Origin of the sequence: Amycolatopsis sp. WGS_07 (assembly GCF_045278895.1) — a bacterium.
Lineage (GTDB): Bacteria > Actinomycetota > Actinomycetes > Mycobacteriales > Pseudonocardiaceae > Amycolatopsis.
Genome location: NZ_CP136053.1, coordinates 1,950,425 through 1,968,877, shown reverse-complemented (window position 1 = coordinate 1,968,877; position 18,453 = coordinate 1,950,425). Strand labels below are relative to the sequence as shown.

Below are 18,453 nucleotides of genomic sequence, written 5' to 3'. Positions count from 1 at the left end.
CATGCGGTTGCTGATCGTGGAGGACGAACTGGAGTTCGCCGAAACCCTTCGCCGCGGCCTGGTCGCCGAGGGGTTCACGGTGAACGTGGCACACACCGGCCGGGACGGGCTGTGGTCGGCGATGGAGCACGATTACGACGCCGTGGTGCTCGACATCATGCTGCCCGAGCTGTCTGGCTATGAAGTGCTGAAACGGTTGCGGGCCGCGGAGAATTGGACTCCGGTGCTGATGCTGACGGCCAAGGACGGCGAGTACGACGAGGCGGATGCGTTCGACCTCGGCGCGGACGATTACCTTTCGAAGCCGTTCTCGTTTGTCGTTTTGCTGGCCCGGCTGCGTGCGTTGCTTCGCCGGGGTGCGCCAGCTCGTCCGGCCGTGCTGACCGCCGGTGACCTGCGGCTTGACCCGGCCGCGCGCACTGTCCACAGGGGAGAGACGCGGATTGAGCTGACCGCGCGTGAGTTCGGGTTGCTGGAGTTTTTGCTGCGGCGGCAGGGGGCGGCGCTGACTAAGAACGAGATTCTTGGCCACGTTTGGGACGCGCATTACGAGGGCGACGAGAACGTCGTCGAGGTTTATGTGGGGTATTTGCGGCGGAAGATCGACGCGCCGTTCGGGACGCGGACGATCGAGACGGTGCGCGGGGTGGGGTATCGGCTCGTCGGATGAGTGGGCATATCGTTTTTCTCAATGGCACGTCCAGTTCCGGAAAGTCGAGTATTGCGGCGGAACTGCTGGATTTACTGCCCGGACCGTATTTCCTGGTGCCGCGGGACGCGATCAACAGCATGCGGTCGAGGACGCAGACGCCTGAGTTCGGTACGCCTGAGTTCGACAAGGTCTTTGAACGGACGGTGCGCGGTTATCACCGAATGCTGGCCGGTCTCGCGGCGGCTGGCAACGGCGTGATCGCCGACCACGTGCTTCGGCCGCATTGGCTCGAAGACTGCCTGGAGGTGTTGCGGGACCAGGAAGTTACCTTCGTGGGAGTGCATTGCCCGCTGCCGGAGCTGCGGCGGCGTGAGCAGGCGCGAGGCGACCGTCCGGCCGGGTTGGCTGAACGTCAGTACCCGATTGTGCACGCCCATGGCGATTACGACGTCGAATGCGACACGTCGGTGCAGACTCCGCGAGAATGCGCGCAGATCATCGCCGACTTCATCACAAAACCAGGCCGTTCTCAAGCCTTCCACCGGCTAAGCCACTGAAATCCCCGCCACCGCCCGAACCACAGCCGTGCACCGGTCCTCGACATACTCCAACCCAGCCTCCGAAGCGATCCTCCGCGCCTCCGCCGACACAATCCCCTGCTGCAGCCACAAGGCCTTAGCCCCGATCGCCACCGCCGAACGCGCGATGTCGGGAGCTTCGTCAGCTGGACGGAAAACGTCCACCAGATCCACCGGTTCCGGAATATCCTCCAGCGACCGATACACCTTCTCCCCAAGCAACTCGGTCGCCGACGGGTGCACCGGGATGATCCGGAAACCGTGCGCCTGCAGCGAAGCCGGTACGCCGTGCGCGGCCTTGTCCGGGTCGCGGCTCAGGCCGACGACCGCGATCGTGCGCGCGTTAGCGAGGATCTCTTCAGGCTTCATACTCTCCTCAACATCCCAATGGCGCCAGGGATTCCGTCACAGGCGCCACAGCCGCAAGCCGCGGACGCGGTAGACCGGCCACAGCACATGCCACGGCGACCGGCGCAAGAACGCGGAACTGCACACCAAGATATTGCGGGCGACCGTGGACGCGACGTCGTGCCGGTCTGGCCACGCTTCGCCGCGTGCGCCTAGTGCCAGGCGGAAGACGGTGAGCAGGCCGCGTCCCTGCAGGTCGTAGCGGGCTCCGGTGTCGCCCGCGTCGGGGAGAAGGCGGGCGATCTCCACGCGAAAGGCACTAGCGACCGGCGCATCCGGTGGTACGTCGAACACGCTGCCCGCGATCGCGCGGCCGTGCAGCCGGCGCGCGAATCGCGTGAGCAGGCGGCGTTCCCACCACGGCAGCAGGCGGTGGTGGGCCAGCAGCGCGGCGCACTCGCTGTGGCCGATGGCGAACACCGCCGCGAGATCGTCGTAGCGGCTCACCGCGGCCGGTTCCGCCAGGTGCAGCCGCACCTCGAAGCGGACCTGCGCGATCAGCTCGTCGATCGCTTCCCGCCGGTCGAGCCGTGCCTTCTGCCGCGAAGCCGCCCAGTCGCCCATGGGCCCACACTCTGAACCCGGCAACCCGCCGAGTCCAGTGGTTCAGCCGATCTTCGAGCCGTACATTTCGCCGAGGTCGTCGGCGATCAGCTCGATCCGGGCCCCGTCGGGGTCGGCGAAGTAGATCGACGTGCCGCTTTCTTCCTGGTACTTCACCCCGGCGGCGTCGAGCCGGGAGCGCGCGCCCGCCCACTGGTCGGGGGTGAGCGACAGGGCAAGGTGGTGTAGGCCGCCGAGCACCTCCGCGTACGGGCCGAGGTCGAGGCCGGGCAGGTCGAAGAACGCGACCGCGTTGCCGTTGCCGACGTCGAAGAAGAAGTGGCTTGACCCGGGGTAGTCGCGGTTTTCGATCAGCTCGGTGAGCGGGAAGCCGAGAATGTCCTGGTAGAAGGTGATGGTCCGCTCGACGTCGCTGGACAGCAGCGCCGTGTGATGGATGCCGCGGCCCACGGTCGCCGGGCGTTCCGCGGCGGGGCGCAGATGCCGTTCCCGCAGCTGGTCGCGGGTCTGCGCGAGCTGGGCGACTTCAGTCTCGGTGGGTGCCATCTCGGGTCACGTCCTCTCTGGGAGCCAACACGGAGAACGGTACGCCGACAAACTCTCGCACGCAAGAGGTTCGCGAGCGAGAGAAATGGGCCGTACCGGTGAATGGAACGGCCAGGTTGGCTCGCGCGCCGCGGTCAGGCAAAGTTCGGCCCGTGGAACCCGCTGAGCTGCAGGACGCCGTCGCGCTGCTGACGAGCGCGTACGAGCGCCACGAGCCGATCGATCCGCTCGTGAAGACCTTCCCCGACGCGACCATCGAAGACGCCTACCGCGTGCAGCAGGAGCAAGTCCGCGCGTGGGTGGCGGCGGGCGACGTGGTGCGCGGCCACAAGGTCGGCCTCGCCTCCGCCGCGATGCAGCGCCAGATGGGCGTCAACCAGCCCGACTTCTGGGCACCTCACCAGCTCGATGTTCCTGCTCGAACACCAGCCGATCCCGACGACGCGGTTCCTGCAGCCGCGCATCGAACCGGAGATCGCGTTCGTGCTCGGCGCGCCGCTGCGCGGTCCGGGTGTGACCGTCGCCGACGCCGTCCGCGCGGTCGACTTCGTGCTGCCGTCGCTGGAGATCGTCGATTCGCGTGTCCGGGACTGGAAAATCTCGATCTTCGACACCGTCGCGGACAACGCGTCGTCCGGCGGCGTCATCCTCGGCAGCAGCCCGACCAACCTGCGCGACGTCGACCTGCGGCTCGCCGGCTGCACGCTGCACGTCAACGGTCAGCTCGCGGCCACCGGCGCGGGCGGCGCGGTGCTGGGTTCGCCGATCAACGCACTGGTGTGGCTGGCCAACACCGTCGGCCCGCTCGGTGTGACGCTGGAGCCCGGCCACGTCGTCCTGCCCGGTTCGATGACCGCCGCGCAGACCGTCCGCCCCGGCGACACCGTCGTCGCGACGATGGCCGGCCTGGGCAGCGTGACCGCGGTGTTCGCTCCGGAGGAGGACAAGTGACGACCAATATCGTTGCCGCGGCGCGGGAATTGCTCGGCCGGACGGAAGAAAGCGCACAGCTCACCGACAGCTGGCCGGACCTCGACCTCGCCACTGCCTACGCGATCCAGGACGAAGCGCTTCGGCTGCGTCAGGAACGTGGTGAGACGCTGATCGGGGTGAAGCTCGGGCTCACGTCGCGGGCGAAGCAGCAGCGGATGGGCGTCGAAGAACCCCTGCTCGCGTGGCTGACAGACGCGATGGTGCTGCCCGCGGGCGCCCCGACGCCGCAGCTCATCCATCCGCGCGCGGAGCCGGAATTGGTGTTCGTGCTCGGCGAGCGGCTCGCCGGCCCGGGCGTCACCGCGGCTACCGCGCTCGCCGCGGTTTCCCAGGTATACGGTGGAATCGAGATCATCGACAGCCGGTACCGCGACTACCGTTTCACGCTGCCGGACGTCGTCGCGGACAACGGTTCGTCGGCGCTATTCGGGCTCGGCTCGGTCGGCCGTCCACCGTCCTCTTTGGATCTTTCGCTGGAAGCCGCACTGCTCGAAGTGGACGGTCAGATCGTCGACACGGCGACCGGTGCCGCCGTCCAAGGCCACCCGGCCGAGGCGCTGGCGCTGGCAGCGAATTCCTTGGCCGCACGCGGATTGGCGCTCGAACCGGGCTGGCTCGTGCTGACCGGCGGGATGACCGACGCCGTCGAACTGCGCCCGGGCTCGCGCGTCGCCGCGCACTTCTCGAACCTGGGCTCGGTGACGATCAGCGGGTAGCCAGCCGCTTGATCCCGGCGATCACGCGTGGCCACACTTCGCGCGGCAGATCGTGTCCCATACCGGGCACGAGGTCGAGGTCCGCACCCAGCGCTCGGGCGGTCGCGCGGCCGCCGGACACGTGCACGAGCGGGTCGGCCGTACCGTGAATCACCAAGGACGGCAAGGAAAGCCGGCGCAGATCAGCGGTACGGTCGCGGGAGGACAGGATCGCGGCGAGCTGCCGAAACACGCCCGCCGGGTTGAGGCCGCGGTCGTACGTGCGTTCCGCGCGCTGGCGGAAATGGTCCTCGTCGAACGGAAATTCGCGCGAGCCGATCAGCCGTGACGTGCGCACCAGCTGCGTCACGTAGTCCTCACGCGTGCGCGGGCCAGGGGCCAGCATCGCGAGCGCGGCCCGCGGGCTGGGCAGACCGACGTTCCGGGCACCGGTCGTCGACATGATCGACGTCAGTGTCCGCACGCGCTCGGGGTGCCGGATCGCGAACTCCTGCGCGATCATCCCGCCCATCGACGTGCCGACCACGTGCGCGCGTTCGATGCCGAGTGCGTCGAGCAGCTTGCCCGCGTCGTCGGCAAGGTCGCCGAGCGAGTATGGCGCGGACCGCAGGAAGTACGCGAGCGGCAGGCTGGCCCGGCCGGTCCACCACTGCGAGCGCCCGACGTCGCGGTTGTCGAACCGGTGGACGTGGAAGCCGGCCTCGGCCAGCTGGACGCAGAACTCGTCGTCCCACCAGATCATCGGCGCGGCCAGGCCCATCACCAGCAGCAACGGCGGCGCGGACGGATCGCCGAACGATTCGTGGCACAGGGTGATGCCGTCGGCCTCGATGGTCTGCTCGGTCATGGCTCCAGTTTCACCGAAAAGCCGTTGTCCGGTGCGGCGGACCCCGGGTCGGCTGGCTGGTCTGACCGCCGGCCTCGCGGTACGCTCCCGCTAGAGCGATCTATCAAATCGCAAGGGGGCGAGCAGTATGGACGTTCTGCGCGAAAAGGGACTCGGCCCGCTGCGGGTGATTCTGGCGTTCACCCTGGTCAGCACGGTCCTGCACTACACCCACAACGTCGTGCGCGCGGCGGACTATCCGCAGATTCCGGGCATCAGCGTGCTGGCCGCGCAGATCGTGGTGGCCGTGAGCTGGGTGGTCTTCACCGTGTGCGGCGTGCTCGGCTATCGCGCCTACCTGGGCGGCCGGTACTGGCGATCGCTGGCGTTTCTGCTGGTCTACTCGCTGTCCGGGCTGGCTAGCGCGGGGCACTTCCTCGTCGGCGTGCCGCAGGTCCCGGCGTTCTGGTTCGCCACGATCTTCACTGACACGTTGGCGGCCGTGGCGCTGTGGGTATTCGTGTGCTGGGCGGCGATGCGGCTCAACCGGGTGAGTGTCGCCGGGCAAATGTCTACACAACATTGACGTTCGTTGAAAGCATGTAGACAATCGAGGACGTGACCACCACCACACCTGTCACATTCGAGCGGCATCCGGACACCTACCGGCACTGGCGGCTGACCGTCGACGGCGAGGTCGCCTGGCTGGAGATGGACGTCGACGAGCAGGGCGGCCTCGTGCCCGGGTACGAGCTGAAGCTGAACTCGTACGACCTCGGCGTCGACATCGAGTTCTACGACGCCACCCAGCGGCTGCGGTTCGAGCATCCGCAGGTGCGCGCGGTGATCGTGACCAGCGCCAAGGACAAGGTGTTCTGCGCCGGGGCCAACATCCGGATGCTCGCCGCGTCGCCGCACGAGTGGAAGGTGAACTTCTGCAAGTTCACCAACGAAACCCGCAACGGCATCGAGGACGCCACCGAGTTCTCCGGCCAGACCTACGTCGCGGCGGTGAACGGCAGCTGTGCCGGCGGTGGTTACGAAATCGCGCTGGCCTGCGAAAAGATCCTGCTGGTCGACGACAACTCGTCCACCGTCGCGTTGCCGGAGGTGCCGCTGCTCGGCGTGCTGCCCGGCACCGGCGGGCTCACCAGGGTGGTCGACAAACGGCGGGTCCGGCGGGATCTCGCGGACGTGTTCGCGACCCGGCCGGACGGCGTCAAGGGCCGGACCGCAGTCGACTGGCGGCTGGTGGACGAGCTGGTGCCGCGCGTCGGGTTCCGGGAAAAAGTGCTGTCGCGGGCACACGAACTGGCCGCCGAATCCGACCGGCTGCCCGCCGAGCAGGGGATCGAGCTGGCCCCGCTGGAACCGTCGAGCACCGACGACGGGATCGAGTACCGGCACGTGCGCGTCGCGTATGACCGGCCGAACTCGCTGGTCACGCTCACGGTGTTAGGGCCGGAGGGTGAACCGCAGCTGGACGGCTGGCTGCTGCGGCTGACCCGCGAGCTGGACGACGCGATCCTGCGGCTGCGCACGAACGAACCGGACCTCGGCACCTGGGTGCTGCGGACCGAAGGCGATCCGGAGGCGGTGCTCGCGCACGAGGAGGTCGTGCTCAGCGGAAAAGACTGGCTGAGCAACGAAATCCTGCACTACTACAAACGCACGCTGAAGCGGCTGGACGTCACCAGCCGTACCTTGATCGCGTTGATCGAACCGGGCAGCTGCTTCGCCGGCTCCCTGCTGGAGCTGGCCTTCGCGGCGGATCGGCAGTACCTGCTGGACGGGCCGCCGATCGAGGACGAGGATTCGCCGGAACGCGCGTCCATCACCTTGTCGGAAGCCAATTTCGGCGTCTTCCCGATGGGCAACGGCCTGTCCCGGCTGGAGTCGCGGTTCTACGGCGACGACGACCATCTGACCTGGCTGGCACGGGAACGCGACCGTCCGCTGAGCGCCGCCGAGGCGGTCGAACTCGGCCTGGTCACCGACGCCCCGGACGATCTCGACTGGGAGGACGAGATCCGGATCGCGCTGGAAGGCCGCGCTTCGCTGTCGCCGGACGCGCTCACCGGGATGGAGGCGAACCACCGGTTCGTCGGCCCGGAAACGATCGAAACCAAGATCTTCGGGCGGCTGACCGCCTGGCAGAACTGGATCTTCACCCGACCGAACGCCTCCGGTCCCGACGGTGCGCTGCGCCGGTACGGCACCGGGCAGAAGGCGGTCTTCGACAGGAAGCGGGTCTGAACCGATGCCCGAAAAGATCGACTACGACGCCAAAATCCCGAACAACGTGCACCTCGCCGACGACCGGCGGCTGCAGCGCGCGCTGGAGGGCTGGCAGCCGAAGTTCATGAACTGGTGGGGCGAGATGGGGCCCACGCTGGAGACCGAGGGCGTGTACCTGCGCACCGCGGTGAGCGTCGGCCGCGACGGCTGGGCGCACTTCGACCACGCGAACGTGCCGGATTACCGCTGGGGCATCTTCCTCGCCGAACGGGAACCGGACCGGCGGATCGCGTTCGGCGAGCACGCCGGCGAACCGGTGTGGCAGCAGGTGCCCGGCGAGTATCGCGCCGACCTGCAGCGGCTGATCGTGATCCAGGGCGACACCGAACCGGCGTCGGTCGAGCAGCAGCGGTTGCTCGGGCTCACCGCGCCCTCGCTGTATGACCTGCGCAATCTCTTCCAGGTGAACGTGGAGGAGGGGCGGCATCTGTGGGCGATGGTGTACCTGCTGCACGCGTACTTCGGCCGCGAAGGCCGGGACGAGGCCGAGGGCCTGCTGCTGCGCAACTCCGGCAGCCCGGACGCGCCGCGCATCCTCGGCGCGTTCAACGAGGAAACGGCCGACTGGCTCGCGTTCTACATGTTCACCTACTTCACCGACCGCGACGGGAAATACCAGCTCGGCACGCTGAAGGAAAGCTCGTTCGACCCGCTTTCGCGCACCTGCGAGTTCATGCTCAAGGAGGAGGCGCACCACATGATGGTGGGCACCACCGGCGTCGACCGGGTGGTGCAGCGCAGCGCCGAACTCATCCGCGAGCACGACACGTACGACATCGCCTCGCACGGCGGCATCCCGCTGGACCTGATCCAGCGGTACCTGAACTTCCACTACACGGTGTCGCTCGACCTGTTCGGCAGCGAGACGTCCACGAACGCGGCGAACTACTACACCGCCGGGCTCAAGGGCCGCTGGCAGGAGACGCGGCGCAAGGACGACCACAAGCTCACCGACGATGCCCGCGTGCTCGACCGGCCGTGCGCCGACGGCACCTGGACGTCCGAGGAACTGCAGGCCATCCTGCTGCTGAACCTCGACCTGCGCGGCGAGTACACCGCGGATTGCCAGACCGGCGTGAACCGGTGGAACAAGATCCTCGCCGACGCGGGCATCGACTTCCGGTTCGCGTTGCCGCACCCTGGTTTCAACCGCGAGGTGGGCATAAACTCCGGCCACCACGTTACTCCGGACGGCAGCATCGTCGACGAGGCGACGTGGGAGGCAGCGCGGCACAAATGGCTGCCGACGGCCGAGGACCTGACGTTCGTCCGGTCGCTCATGCACCCGGTGTACGAGCGCGGGAAGATCGCCAGCTGGGTCGCGCCGCCGAGGCAGGGCATCAACGGAAAACCTTTCGACTACGAGTACGTGTACCTCACCTGAGGGGGCACCGATGACGGTTCCCGCGAACTTCAACGCCGCGGAGTACCTGCTCGGCCGCGGCCGTCCGGACGCGCTCGCGGTCGTCTCGCCGCGGCGCACGCTCAGCTACGGCGAACTCGCCGCCGAGACCCATCGGGTCGCCTCCGGACTGCGCGCCCTCGGCGTGCGCCCGGAGGAGCGGGTGATGTTCTGCATGGTCGACGACGTCGAACTGCTGAGCGGGATCCTCGGCGCGATGCTGATCGGCGCGGTCGCGGTTCCGGTGTCCACTATGGTCACCGGGCTGGAGCTGGGCCAGGTGCTCGCCGATTCGCGGGCGCGCGTGCTGTGCGTGTCCGGGGAATTCTCCGCGCAGGCGGCCGCCGCGCTGACCGGCGCGCCCGAGGTGACCGATGTCGTGCTCGACCGGGCGGACCCGGCGGAATTCCCGGCCGGGGTGCGGGCGCACCGCTGGCCGCTGACCGCGTCGGAGCCGGAACCCGCGGCCACGTGGGAGGATTCGCCCGCGCTGTGGCTGTACACGTCGGGTACGACGGGGCAGCCGAAGGGCGCGATGCACCGGCACGGGAGCATTCGCGCGGTGTGCTCGACTTATGCGTCGCAGGTGCTCGGCGTCACCGCCGCGGACCGGTTCTTGTCGGTGCCGAAGCTGTTTTTCGCTTACGGGCTGGGGAATTCGGCGTTCTTTCCGCTCTCTTGTGGAGGGACGACGCTGCTGGAGCCGGCGCGTCCGACGCCGGGGATCATCGCCGCGCGGGCCCGGGCTGATCGGCCGACGTTGTTCTTCGGAGTGCCGACGTTCTATGCGGCGCTGCTGGCCAGCGACGTACCGGACGACTCGTTTTCCTCAGTGCGGTACGCGATTTCGGCCGGGGAACCGTTGCCGTCGGCGCTGTTCACGCGGTTCCGGTCGCGGTTCGGAGTGGAGATCCTGGACGGGATCGGGTCGACCGAGGCGTTGCATATTTTCCTGTCCAACCAGCCGGGTTCGGTGCGGCCGGGCAGCACCGGGGTGGCGGTGCCGGGGTATTCCGTCGAGATCCGGGACGAGCAGGGCGCGGTCATTTCAGAGCCGGATCGGCCCGGCGAGTTGTTTGTATCGGGGCCGTCCATCGCGACCGGATATTGGGCGCGCTACGAGACTACGAAACAGGTTTTCCAGGGTCCGTGGTTGCGCACCGGGGACAGCTATGTGCGTAACGCCGATGGCACCTACACGTGTCTTGGCCGGTTCGGCGACATGTTGAAGGCGGGCGGGATCTGGGTGTCACCGTCCGAAGTGGAGGAACGGCTGCTGCAACATCCGGCCGTGGCCGAGGTGGCGGTGGTCGCCGCGCCGGACGAGGACGGCTTGGACAAACCGGTGGCGTGCGTCGTCGCCGCGCCTTCGGCCACTGTGGACGCTGGTGAGCTGATCGAATTCTGCCGTGAGGGCCTGGCGGCGTTCAAACGGCCGCGCGGTGTCGTGGAGATGGCCGAGCTGCCGAAGACGGCGACCGGGAAGATCCGGCGGAACGTGATCCGCGAAATGGTGCGCGAGTCGCTGCTCGTGCCGCAGCCGCAATCGTGATCGACTGGCCGGCATGATCGACGAGCACTTCGTGGTGGACGCCCACGTGCACACCCCGCGGCTGCCCACGCTCAAGCCCGCGTGGCTGGACTGGGCTCGCGACTTCGCCGGCGAATACCCGTGGCGCACGGTCTACGACGAGGACGGCACCGTAATCCCCGCCGCGATGGACGACCTCATGGCGCGCGAGGGCGTCGATCGGGTGCTGTTGTTTTGTGAATACAGTCCGCGGGCGACCGGGATCCAGGCGATTGAAGACAATCTTCCGTTGGCTGCCTACAACCCGGAGCGGTTCCGGCTGGTGGCCAACGTGAACCCGCACCTGCATCACCCGCTGGTCGACGAGGTGGAACGGCAGCTCGCGCTGGGTGCCGTGGCGTTGAAGATCCATCCGGTGCACGGCGCGTTTTCCCCGGCGGACAAGGAGCTTTACCCGGTTTACGCCTTGTGCGCGGAGCGGGGATTCCGGTGATCCTCCATTCTGGACTCTCGGTTTTCCCCGGCTCTCGCGCGAGCTACGGGGATCCGTCGCTGCTGTCCGATGTGGTCGAAGACTTCCCGTCGGTGAACTTCGTCTTCGCGCACGGCGGTCGTGGCTGGTGGTACGACGTGGCGGCGTTCATGGCCCAGGCGAGGCCGAACGTGTGGCTCGACCTCGCCGGGCTGCCGCCGAAAAAACTGCCGGAATACTACGCGCGATTCGATCTCGTGCGGTTGGCGCGGAAATGGATCTTCGGCACCGACTGGCCCGGGGTGCCCGGAACCGCCACGAATGTCCGCGCGGTCGCCGATCTGGGCCTGCCCGCGGACGTACTGGACGGTGTCCTGTCCGGGAACGCGTTACGGCTGATGCCCGGCTTGCGCTGAACTACTTCCGCCAGAACAGGTGATGCACGACCCCGCTGGAGCTGGGGACCTTTTCCAGGTGATAGCGGTCGGTCAGCTCCTCCGGGCTTTCCCAAAGCCGTTCCCCGGAACCGAATTCGACTGGCGCGACGGCGATGTGCAGCATGTCGATGAGCCCGGCGTCGACGAACTGGCGCACCGTGTTGACGCCGCCGCCGATCCGCACGTCCTTGCCGCCGGCGGCTTTCTTCGCCTGCGCGAGCGCTTCCTCGGGTGTCGCGTTGAGGAAGTGGAACGTGGTCTCGCCCAAGGTGATCGAGGGACGTTCGTGGTGGGTGAGGACGAAGACCGGGGTGCGGAACGGCGGTTCGTCGCCCCACCAGCCCTGCCAGTCGTGGTTCTCCCACGGGCCGCGATACGGGCCGAACTTGTTGCGCCCCATGATTTCCGCGCCGACAGTGCCGCTGCGGTGCATGTCGCGGGTGAAGTAGTCGTCGAGCCCGCGGGTGCCGCCGGGCTCGCCGCGCATGGGCCAGCTGGCGGTGGCCCCGGCCCAGGAGAAGAGCGGTGCCGGATCGGGATGGCCGAGCGGCTGCTCGAAGGTCTGGTCCGGACCGGCCCCGAAGCCGTCGGCGGAAACGTTGAAACACTGGACGCGCACCAGCATGACATCTCCCTGCTTGTCTTTTGCAAGCACTATGCCGGAGGTGATGGTAAAGTGCAAGTGGTCAGAGGAGGTGTGCGATGCCGGACGGCCCGCGCTCGGGATGCCCGATCAACGCCGCGATCGAGGTGATCGGCGACCGCTGGAGCCTGCTGATCCTGCGCGACGTGATGTTCGGCGACCGGCGGCATTTCCGGCAATTGCAATCGCAGTCGGAAGAAGGAATCGCGTCGAACATCCTGGCCGACCGATTGCGCTCCTTGACCGAAGCGGGATTGCTCACCCGCGATTCAGCCGGTCGCGGACAACGCGCGACTTACAGTTTGACGGAAGCCGCGATTCAGCTCGTGCCGGTTTTAGTGCACCTGGCAAGCTGGGGTTTGCGGCACCGTCCGACGACGCCGGAATTGCGCGTGCGAGCGGAACTGCTCGAAGCCGGCGGCCCGCCGCTGTGGGAGGAATTCATGGCGGAACTCCGGGAGCGGCACCTGGGAATCCCCCGCCCGTCCGGCGACGGCCCGACCGCGACGGAACGCCTGGCAGCCGCCTATGCGGAGGCGGTCGCCCGGGGCTGAGGCGCTTGTCCCGCCCCTGGATACACGCCGGAGAAGTTGATCACTCGATTCGGCATTCGCCCTGCTGGAGCGGATCCTCCGAGATGTCCGGTCCGTCAGCCTTCCCAACTGAGGAAGGGAGCCGGGAATGCCGGACGAGGACGAGGTGCGCCGTTTGTCGACGAGAATGAACCGGATAGTCGGCGCGAATCCGGGCCTTCGCGGGGACGCGGACGACGCTTGTCAAACGGCCTGGCTGGAATTCCTGCGCCGCCCGCCGACCCTGCGAGACGCGAACGGTTTAGCGGGTTGGCTGACGACTGTTGCCCGGCGGCACGCGCTCCGGGCGGCGGAAAAGCGTTCCCGGGTGACGTTTGTGGATGATTCGCAGCTGGAGACGCATACGCCGGTGGATTCGCCAGAGGTGGCGGCCCTGTCCGGCGAACTGACGGAGGCGCTGTGGCGGGCGGTGGAGAAGTTCCCGGAGCGGCATCGGCGGATGATGCTGCTGCTGGCGCACTATCCGGAGCTTGGGCATGCCCAGTTGGCCGCTGAGCTGGGTATCTCGCCGGCCAGCGTGAGCCGGATCCGGCAGCGTTGCTTGACGGTGCTGCGGCGTCGGCTGGAGGCGGAGGGGTTCAGTTATCCATGACTTGGGCGGCTGCCTGGCTTTAGACGGCTGCTTTGATTCGGCAGATGGGGTGGCGGCGGACCGTCACCCCATCGTCACCCGTTCACCGAGCGAAGCCTTCGCATTGCCTCCGCCAACCCCTCCGCGTCCGACCCCAGCGGCGTCAGCACAATCCGCCGCAAGATCTCCGCGCAAGCGGATCGGGCCTTGATCGCCACTTCCAGCCCATGCTCCGTCAGTGCCGCAAACGTCACCCGGCGGTCCTCGGGGCTCGGGACGCGGCAGATCAGATCCGCGGCGACCAACCGGTCCGCCACCTTGGTGAAACCGCCGCTGGACAGGGCAGCCTCCGTCGCGAGGCGGGTCATCGGCATGCGGTGTTCGGGGGACCGCACCAGGCGCAGCAGGATGTCGAAGGACGCGGGGGCCAGGCCGAACCGGTCGGCGATCTCGCCCATCAGTGCGTTCTGCGTGGCCAGATAGCCCTCGATCACGAGGCCCCACCACGTCACGATCTCGTCGTCGTCCGTTTGCGGATCCGGGGTCATTTCGCGGAGTCTACCCCGAATACATCTTTCGTGCGAGAAGTTACCCAGGCAATAAAAACGACCACTAGGGTCAAGGGCATGACCGAGCTGACCCGCGCGCAAGACCTGCTCGCAACCACGATTCTCGCTGACGGACACAACGATCTCCCCTGGGCGCTGCGCCTCAAGGCCGGCCCCAACCCGGTCGAAGCGGTGGCCGGCGTGGACCTCACGGTGCCCCAGCCGACGCTGCACACGGACTTCCCCAAACTCGCCGAAGGCAAGCTCGGTCTGCAGTTCTGGTCGGTGTATGTCCCGTGTCAGTTCGAGGGCGACAGCGCGGTCACCGCGGTGCTCGAGCAGATCGAGGTGGTGCATCAGCTGGCCGAGCGTTACCCCGAGCGGCTGCGGCTGGTGACCACGGCCGACGAGGCCGAGGCGGCGTTCGCGGACGGGCGGATCGCGTCGCTGCTGGGTGCGGAGGGCGGGCACAGCATCGCGGAATCCCTTGGGGTGCTGCGGATTCTGCGCCGGCTCGGCGTCCGGTACATGACGTTGACGCACAATTTCAACACCACCTGGGCCGACTCCGGAACCGACAAGCCCGAGCACGACGGGCTCACCGAGTTCGGCCGCGAGGTTGTGCGCGAGATGAACCGGATCGGCATGCTCGTGGACCTTTCCCACGTCGCGCCGAGCACCATGCGGGCCGCGCTCGAGGTGTCCAGTGCGCCGGTGATCTTCAGCCACTCGTCGTGCCGCGCGGTCAATGATCACCCACGCAACATTCCCGACGACGTGCTCGCTCAGCTGCCCGGCAACGGCGGCGTCGCGATGATCACCTTCGTGCCCGCCTTTATCTCCGCCGCCGTCACCGAGTGGGACAACCAGCTCGAGGCCGCGATGAAGGCGGCCGGGCAGGAGTTCCTCAACCTCGGCGAGCGCGGCCGGTTCGCCGAGACTTGGGACGGGCCGCCCAAGCCGAAGGCGACGGTCGAGGACGTTGTCGCGCACATCGAGCACGCGCGCGAGGTCGCCGGGATCGACCACATCGGGCTCGGCGGCGACTACGACGGCGTCGGTGCCCTGCCGGAGGGCCTTGAAGACGTGTCGAAGTACCCGGTGCTCATCGCCGCGCTGATGGAACGCGGCTGGAGCGACGAGGACTGCGCCAAGCTCGCCGGTCGCAACACGCTGCGGGTGCTGCGCGAGGTCGACGCGAAGCAGTGACGCGCTTGAATTAGCGGATCACGGCGAGTGGGCGGACAATCACGATATGTCCCACGCGCGAAACGACGACCCCACCGGGGCCGCGAAATCCGAGATCCCCGAGGCGCCGGGCGCCAAGGTGCCCGGCGCGCTCGAACCCGGCGCCGAACCCGGACCGCCGCCTCCGGCCAAACCTGCCCCGAAACCAGCGGGCCGCAAGGGCAAGGTCAAATCCACCCGCATCAGCGGCACCTGGATCGCCGTGATCGTGGCGATCGTCGTGCTGGCGTTCCTGCTGGTGTTCATCCTGCAGAACCTGGACACGGCGACCGTCCACTTCCTCGGCGCGTCCGGCAGCATGCCGCTCGCAGTGGCGATGCTCTTCGCCGCCATCGCGGGGGCGGCGCTGGTGGCGCTGATCGGCGGGGCCCGCATCCTGCAGTTGCGGAAACAAGCCCGCCGGCGGCGCTGAACCTCAGCCGCACTCACGAGCACGCAGGCTCAGCAGGATCTCGCACACCGCGGGATCCCCGCTGAGCCGCACTCGCGCGCTCGCTTCCGCCGCGGGCAACGTCCCGCTGCACAACCGCCAGAACGCGTCCGCGTCCGTCACCAGCGAAGCGAGCGGGGAGCGCGACGTCGCCGCACCGCGGTCGATCGTCCAGCCGACCGCGGTGGCGCGCACGGTCCACCGCCCCGCCCCCTCCACCGAACACGCCACCTGACGTCCGGCCCGCGCGGTCACCGCGCGCAAGCTCTGCGGCAGCGCGCGCAGAAACGTGTCCACCACCGGCGTCTGGAACTCCGGGTCGTCGAGCAACGGAGCCCCGACCGCCTCCCGGATGTGCTGCTGGTGCACCCACTGCTCGGCGTAATCGCGAGCGACCGTCAGCCACAACGGCTCCGCGGCGGGTTCGTCCAGGTCGCGGTGTTTCCACAGTTCGGTCAGCTGCGTCGTGCTGTCCACGAACATCGCGAACAACACCTCCGGCGACAGCTGACGGCAGGCAGGCACCCACGAGGTCCCGTCCGCGAAGTGGCCGTCCCGGTCCCGGGAGAGCCGCCGGAGCTTCAGCCCGAGGACGTGCGCGGTCAGGTCGTGCACCGTCCATTCGCCGAGCGCGGGCAACGTCCATTCCGGCGGCCGCAGGTCGGAGAGGACTCCGATCAGCGCCTGTTCCTCGCGGACGAGCAGCGGCAGCACGTCGATCGGCGGTCCCCACGGCGCGGTCATGCGCGCCATCCAACACCCACCGGCCCGGCATCACAGGGCCGTTCGGCCTACTCGCAGGTAGCATCAGCGCGAACAGTGAGGGGAGCAGCCCGTGGACTACCAGCGACCGAACGGCCGGGGCACCGCCGAGGACGTGGCCAATCTGGCCCGCCGGGCAGGCCAGCTCGCCGGATGGGCGGCGCGCACCGGCTTCGACCTGACCCGCAAACTCCCCGGGATCGACACCGCCGAACGCGGCCTCAAGCAGGTCGAACGCGGGCTGCTGAGCGAACTGCGCCGCCGCCTCGACGAGGTCGACGATCCCTATCACGCGGCGCTGACCGCGGCGTCCGCGATGAACCGGGCCGACGTCGGCAGCCGCGCCGTCGAGACGACCGTGACGCTGGTGCCCGCCCGCGACCACGTCGAACCGCTGCGCGCGGCGATGGCCGAACTGCTCAACCACTCCATCGGCTTCGGCCGCGAGCGGGCCCGCGAGTACCTGTACGCGATCATCCTCCGCCAGTTGACGCCGGACGAGGCGCGCATCCTCTCCGCGCTGTCCGACGGCTCCCCGTTCCCCGCGATCGACGTCGCCGAGCGCACCGCCATCGGCGGCACCGGCCGGATCGTGCTGCGCAACGCCTCGACGGTCGGCAAGGCGGCCGGGGTGTCGCTGCCCGACCAGGTGCCCGGCTACGTGACCCGGCTGATCGGCCTCGGCCTGGTCGAACTGGACGAGGAGGTGCCCGCGCTCGAGACGCAGTACGAAATCCTGCTGACCGACGAGTCGGTCCGCGAGGTGGAGAAGCAGGTGAAGCGGATCAAGGTCATCCGCCGCACCATCCACGTCTCGCGGCTCGGCGCGCAGTTCTGGCAGGCCTGCGACCCGAGCCTGGGCTGAGCGGATGGGCGAGTTCGTCTCGAGGATCCTCGACGATTTCGTCCGGCACTGGCCGCTGTATGTCTCCATCCCGATCGTCGCCGCGCTGATCGGGTACGGCACGAAGCTGGTCGCGATCCGGATGATGTTCCAGCCGGTGGAGTTCATCGGCGTCAAACCGGTCTTCGGCTGGCAGGGCATCGTGCCCAAACGGGCCGCGCGGATGGCGAGCATCGCCTGCGACACGATGACCGAACAGCTGATCAAACCGGCCGAGGTCGTCGCGCGGCTCGACGCCGACCGGATCGCGAAGGAAATCGAGAAACCGCTGCTCGCGGCGGTCGAGGACATCGTGCGCGAGGTGGCCGGGCACTATCAGACCGGCCTGTGGGAATCGCTGCCGGTCGGGGTGCAGCGGCTGGTGATCCAGCGCGTGCAGGCCGAATCGCCGCACATGGTCAAGGCCGTGCTCGAACTCATTCAGTCCGATGTGGACAGTGTGTTCGACCTCAAGGGCATGGTGGTCACCAGCCTGGTCAAGGACAAGCGGCTGCTCAACCGGATCTTCCAGGAGGCGGGCGCCGAGGAGTTCAAGTTCATCGCGCGCTCCGGGCTGGTGTTCGGCGGCCTGATCGGCGTGATCCAGATGGTCGCGTGGCTGCTGTTCAAATTCCCGCCGATCATGCCGCTGTTCGGCCTCTTCACCGGATGGTTCACCGACTGGCTCGCGCTGCGGATGATTTTCTACCCGCTGGAGCCGAAGAAATATTTCGGCGTCACCTGGCAGGGCCTGTTCCTCAAGCGGCGCGCGGAGGTCGCGGAGGCATACGGCGAGTTGATCGCGAAAGAAATCATCACGCCGCACAACGTCATCGAGGCGGTGCTGCGCGGACCGCTGTCCGACCGCGTGCTGGCACTCATTCAACGGCAGCTCGACCGCGAGCTGGGCCGCGCGGCGAACGTGGCGAAACCGTTGCTGGTCTTCGCCATCGGCAGCCGCCGCTACCAGGACATGAAGCTGGCCATCTCGGAGCAGATCATGACCCGGCTGCCGGACACGATGCGCTACATCGAGGACTACGCCACCGACGCGATGGACATCCGGAACGTGCTGGTCGGCAAGATGAAGGAATTGTCGCCCGAGGAGTTCGAACAGCTGCTGCGCCCGGCTTTCCAGCAGGACGAATGGATTCTCATCGCGACCGGCGCGGTGCTCGGATTCGCGGTCGGCGAGGCGCAGGTGCTGGTGCTGGAGCATCTCGCCGCCTGAAAGCTCCCCCTTGTGGAGGAGCGGGCTGGGCCGGGAGACTGACCCTCATGGGTGAGACGGCGGTGCCGTGGCCGCAGGAAATCCGGATCGCGATGGCCATGGTGGGGGGATCCAGCCTGGC

At 68.0% G+C, this 18,453-nt stretch carries 21 protein-coding genes and 2 pseudogenes; 16 read left to right on the top strand and 7 right to left on the bottom strand.

Annotated elements, in window-relative coordinates; all coding sequences use genetic code 11:
* Position 1 precedes the first annotated feature (1 nt).
* Positions 2-670, top strand: a complete 669-nt coding sequence (locus RPX00_RS09125; RefSeq protein ID WP_037354559.1) for a response regulator transcription factor — start codon at positions 2-4, stop codon at positions 668-670.
* Positions 667-1,209 carry a chloramphenicol phosphotransferase CPT family protein gene (locus RPX00_RS09120; protein WP_406639019.1) on the top strand — a complete coding sequence of 181 codons (543 nt, stop codon included), beginning with the start codon at positions 667-669 and terminating at the stop codon, positions 1,207-1,209. The genes RPX00_RS09125 and RPX00_RS09120 overlap by 4 nt, the downstream gene beginning before the upstream one ends.
* Here RPX00_RS09120 and RPX00_RS09115 read toward each other — a convergent pair.
* Genes RPX00_RS09115 through RPX00_RS09105 form a run of 3 tightly spaced genes read right to left on the bottom strand, consistent with a single transcriptional unit; the run spans position 1,198 to position 2,748 of the window.
* Positions 1,198-1,599, bottom strand: a complete 402-nt coding sequence (locus RPX00_RS09115; protein ID WP_378313307.1) for a CoA-binding protein — start codon at positions 1,597-1,599, stop codon at positions 1,198-1,200. The genes RPX00_RS09120 and RPX00_RS09115 overlap by 12 nt on opposite strands.
* Before the next feature lie 36 nt (positions 1,600-1,635).
* The gene (locus RPX00_RS09110; RefSeq protein ID WP_406639017.1) at positions 1,636-2,202 is read right to left on the bottom strand and encodes a hypothetical protein; all 567 of its coding nucleotides are present in this window, start codon (positions 2,200-2,202) and stop codon (positions 1,636-1,638) included.
* A 42-nt stretch (positions 2,203-2,244) separates the two neighbouring features.
* A complete protein-coding gene (locus tag RPX00_RS09105; RefSeq protein ID WP_406639016.1) occupies positions 2,245-2,748 on the bottom strand; it encodes a VOC family protein in 504 nt (167 codons plus the stop codon).
* Between the two features lie 152 nt (positions 2,749-2,900).
* Between RPX00_RS09105 and RPX00_RS09100 the strand changes: the two are divergent.
* A pseudogene (locus RPX00_RS09100) lies at positions 2,901-3,699 on the top strand (2-keto-4-pentenoate hydratase).
* Positions 3,696-4,457, top strand: a complete 762-nt coding sequence (locus RPX00_RS09095) for a 2-keto-4-pentenoate hydratase (protein WP_406639015.1) — start codon at positions 3,696-3,698, stop codon at positions 4,455-4,457. Before RPX00_RS09100 ends, RPX00_RS09095 begins: the two are co-directional and overlap by 4 nt.
* Here RPX00_RS09095 and RPX00_RS09090 read toward each other — a convergent pair.
* A complete protein-coding gene (locus RPX00_RS09090) occupies positions 4,447-5,304 on the bottom strand; it encodes an alpha/beta fold hydrolase (protein ID WP_406639013.1) in 858 nt (285 codons plus the stop codon). The two genes, RPX00_RS09095 and RPX00_RS09090, sit on opposite strands and share 11 nt — an antisense overlap.
* A 127-nt stretch (positions 5,305-5,431) precedes the next feature.
* Here RPX00_RS09090 and RPX00_RS09085 point away from each other — a divergent pair, with 127 nt between their 5' ends.
* The 6 genes and pseudogenes from RPX00_RS09085 to RPX00_RS09060 all read left to right on the top strand — a co-directional run.
* Complete coding sequence (locus tag RPX00_RS09085; RefSeq protein WP_406639012.1) at positions 5,432-5,869, top strand: hypothetical protein; 438 nt, start codon at positions 5,432-5,434, stop codon at positions 5,867-5,869.
* A 32-nt stretch (positions 5,870-5,901) separates the two neighbouring features.
* Positions 5,902-7,539 (top strand): 2,3-epoxybenzoyl-CoA dihydrolase, encoded by a 1,638-nt coding sequence (gene boxC, locus RPX00_RS09080; RefSeq protein WP_406639010.1) that lies wholly within the window; start codon positions 5,902-5,904, stop codon positions 7,537-7,539.
* A gap of 4 nt (positions 7,540-7,543) precedes the next feature.
* Positions 7,544-8,965 (top strand): benzoyl-CoA 2,3-epoxidase subunit BoxB, encoded by a 1,422-nt coding sequence (gene boxB / locus RPX00_RS09075; RefSeq protein ID WP_406639009.1) that lies wholly within the window; start codon positions 7,544-7,546, stop codon positions 8,963-8,965.
* Positions 8,966-8,975: 10 nt separating this feature from the next.
* On the top strand, positions 8,976-10,535 hold the full coding sequence (locus RPX00_RS09070) for a benzoate-CoA ligase family protein (RefSeq protein ID WP_406639008.1): 1,560 nt from the start codon (positions 8,976-8,978) through the stop codon (positions 10,533-10,535).
* A 13-nt stretch (positions 10,536-10,548) separates the two neighbouring features.
* On the top strand, positions 10,549-11,007 hold the full coding sequence (locus RPX00_RS09065; protein WP_406639007.1) for an amidohydrolase family protein: 459 nt from the start codon (positions 10,549-10,551) through the stop codon (positions 11,005-11,007).
* Positions 10,959-11,402 (top strand): annotated as a pseudogene (locus RPX00_RS09060) (amidohydrolase family protein); the annotation flags it as partial. The gene RPX00_RS09065 and the pseudogene RPX00_RS09060, both read left to right, overlap by 49 nt.
* 1 nt (position 11,403) lies before the next feature.
* Here RPX00_RS09060 and RPX00_RS09055 read toward each other — a convergent pair.
* Positions 11,404-12,048 (bottom strand): dihydrofolate reductase family protein, encoded by a 645-nt coding sequence (locus RPX00_RS09055; protein WP_406639006.1) that lies wholly within the window; start codon positions 12,046-12,048, stop codon positions 11,404-11,406.
* Positions 12,049-12,125: 77 nt separating this feature from the next.
* Here RPX00_RS09055 and RPX00_RS09050 point away from each other — a divergent pair, with 77 nt between their 5' ends.
* Complete coding sequence (locus RPX00_RS09050; RefSeq protein WP_406639005.1) at positions 12,126-12,620, top strand: winged helix-turn-helix transcriptional regulator; 495 nt, start codon at positions 12,126-12,128, stop codon at positions 12,618-12,620.
* Between the two features lie 127 nt (positions 12,621-12,747).
* Positions 12,748-13,251 carry an RNA polymerase sigma factor gene (locus RPX00_RS09045; protein ID WP_406639004.1) on the top strand — a complete coding sequence of 168 codons (504 nt, stop codon included), beginning with the start codon at positions 12,748-12,750 and terminating at the stop codon, positions 13,249-13,251.
* Between the two features lie 74 nt (positions 13,252-13,325).
* Here RPX00_RS09045 and RPX00_RS09040 read toward each other — a convergent pair whose 3' ends face one another.
* Positions 13,326-13,778: a MarR family winged helix-turn-helix transcriptional regulator gene (locus RPX00_RS09040; RefSeq protein ID WP_406639003.1), complete on the bottom strand. Its 453-nt coding sequence runs from the start codon at positions 13,776-13,778 to the stop codon at positions 13,326-13,328.
* A gap of 78 nt (positions 13,779-13,856) precedes the next feature.
* Here RPX00_RS09040 and RPX00_RS09035 point away from each other — a divergent pair, with 78 nt between their 5' ends.
* On the top strand, positions 13,857-14,987 hold the full coding sequence (locus tag RPX00_RS09035; RefSeq protein ID WP_406639002.1) for a dipeptidase: 1,131 nt from the start codon (positions 13,857-13,859) through the stop codon (positions 14,985-14,987).
* A gap of 46 nt (positions 14,988-15,033) precedes the next feature.
* Positions 15,034-15,438 carry a lipopolysaccharide assembly LapA domain-containing protein gene (locus RPX00_RS09030; protein WP_406639001.1) on the top strand — a complete coding sequence of 135 codons (405 nt, stop codon included), beginning with the start codon at positions 15,034-15,036 and terminating at the stop codon, positions 15,436-15,438.
* A gap of 3 nt (positions 15,439-15,441) precedes the next feature.
* On the opposite strand, the gene RPX00_RS09025 is transcribed toward RPX00_RS09030, so the two are convergent.
* A complete protein-coding gene (locus RPX00_RS09025; RefSeq protein WP_406639000.1) occupies positions 15,442-16,200 on the bottom strand; it encodes a maleylpyruvate isomerase family mycothiol-dependent enzyme in 759 nt (252 codons plus the stop codon).
* Positions 16,201-16,291: 91 nt separating this feature from the next.
* On the opposite strand from RPX00_RS09025, the gene RPX00_RS09020 reads away from it, so the two are divergent.
* Positions 16,292-17,083 carry an Abi-alpha family protein gene (locus RPX00_RS09020; protein WP_406638999.1) on the top strand — a complete coding sequence of 264 codons (792 nt, stop codon included), beginning with the start codon at positions 16,292-16,294 and terminating at the stop codon, positions 17,081-17,083.
* Between the two features lie 4 nt (positions 17,084-17,087).
* On the top strand, positions 17,088-18,332 hold the full coding sequence (locus RPX00_RS09015; protein WP_406638998.1) for a DUF445 domain-containing protein: 1,245 nt from the start codon (positions 17,088-17,090) through the stop codon (positions 18,330-18,332).
* The last annotated feature ends 121 nt before the right edge of the window (positions 18,333-18,453 follow it).

Coding starts and splice junctions, on each gene's coding strand:
- RPX00_RS09125 (WP_037354559.1), top strand. CDS start 2: ATGCGGTTGCTGATCGTGGAGGACGAACTGGAGTTCGCCGAAACCCTT.
- RPX00_RS09120 (WP_406639019.1), top strand. CDS start 667: ATGAGTGGGCATATCGTTTTTCTCAATGGCACGTCCAGTTCCGGAAAG.
- RPX00_RS09115 (WP_378313307.1), bottom strand. CDS start 1,599: ATGAAGCCTGAAGAGATCCTCGCTAACGCGCGCACGATCGCGGTCGTC.
- RPX00_RS09110 (WP_406639017.1), bottom strand. CDS start 2,202: ATGGGCGACTGGGCGGCTTCGCGGCAGAAGGCACGGCTCGACCGGCGG.
- RPX00_RS09105 (WP_406639016.1), bottom strand. CDS start 2,748: ATGGCACCCACCGAGACTGAAGTCGCCCAGCTCGCGCAGACCCGCGAC.
- RPX00_RS09090 (WP_406639013.1), bottom strand. CDS start 5,304: ATGACCGAGCAGACCATCGAGGCCGACGGCATCACCCTGTGCCACGAA.
- RPX00_RS09085 (WP_406639012.1), top strand. CDS start 5,432: ATGGACGTTCTGCGCGAAAAGGGACTCGGCCCGCTGCGGGTGATTCTG.
- boxB (WP_406639009.1), top strand. CDS start 7,544: ATGCCCGAAAAGATCGACTACGACGCCAAAATCCCGAACAACGTGCAC.
- RPX00_RS09070 (WP_406639008.1), top strand. CDS start 8,976: ATGACGGTTCCCGCGAACTTCAACGCCGCGGAGTACCTGCTCGGCCGC.
- RPX00_RS09065 (WP_406639007.1), top strand. CDS start 10,549: ATGATCGACGAGCACTTCGTGGTGGACGCCCACGTGCACACCCCGCGG.
- RPX00_RS09055 (WP_406639006.1), bottom strand. CDS start 12,048: ATGCTGGTGCGCGTCCAGTGTTTCAACGTTTCCGCCGACGGCTTCGGG.
- RPX00_RS09050 (WP_406639005.1), top strand. CDS start 12,126: ATGCCGGACGGCCCGCGCTCGGGATGCCCGATCAACGCCGCGATCGAG.
- RPX00_RS09045 (WP_406639004.1), top strand. CDS start 12,748: ATGCCGGACGAGGACGAGGTGCGCCGTTTGTCGACGAGAATGAACCGG.
- RPX00_RS09040 (WP_406639003.1), bottom strand. CDS start 13,778: ATGACCCCGGATCCGCAAACGGACGACGACGAGATCGTGACGTGGTGG.
- RPX00_RS09035 (WP_406639002.1), top strand. CDS start 13,857: ATGACCGAGCTGACCCGCGCGCAAGACCTGCTCGCAACCACGATTCTC.
- RPX00_RS09030 (WP_406639001.1), top strand. CDS start 15,034: ATGTCCCACGCGCGAAACGACGACCCCACCGGGGCCGCGAAATCCGAG.
- RPX00_RS09025 (WP_406639000.1), bottom strand. CDS start 16,200: ATGACCGCGCCGTGGGGACCGCCGATCGACGTGCTGCCGCTGCTCGTC.
- RPX00_RS09015 (WP_406638998.1), top strand. CDS start 17,088: ATGGGCGAGTTCGTCTCGAGGATCCTCGACGATTTCGTCCGGCACTGG.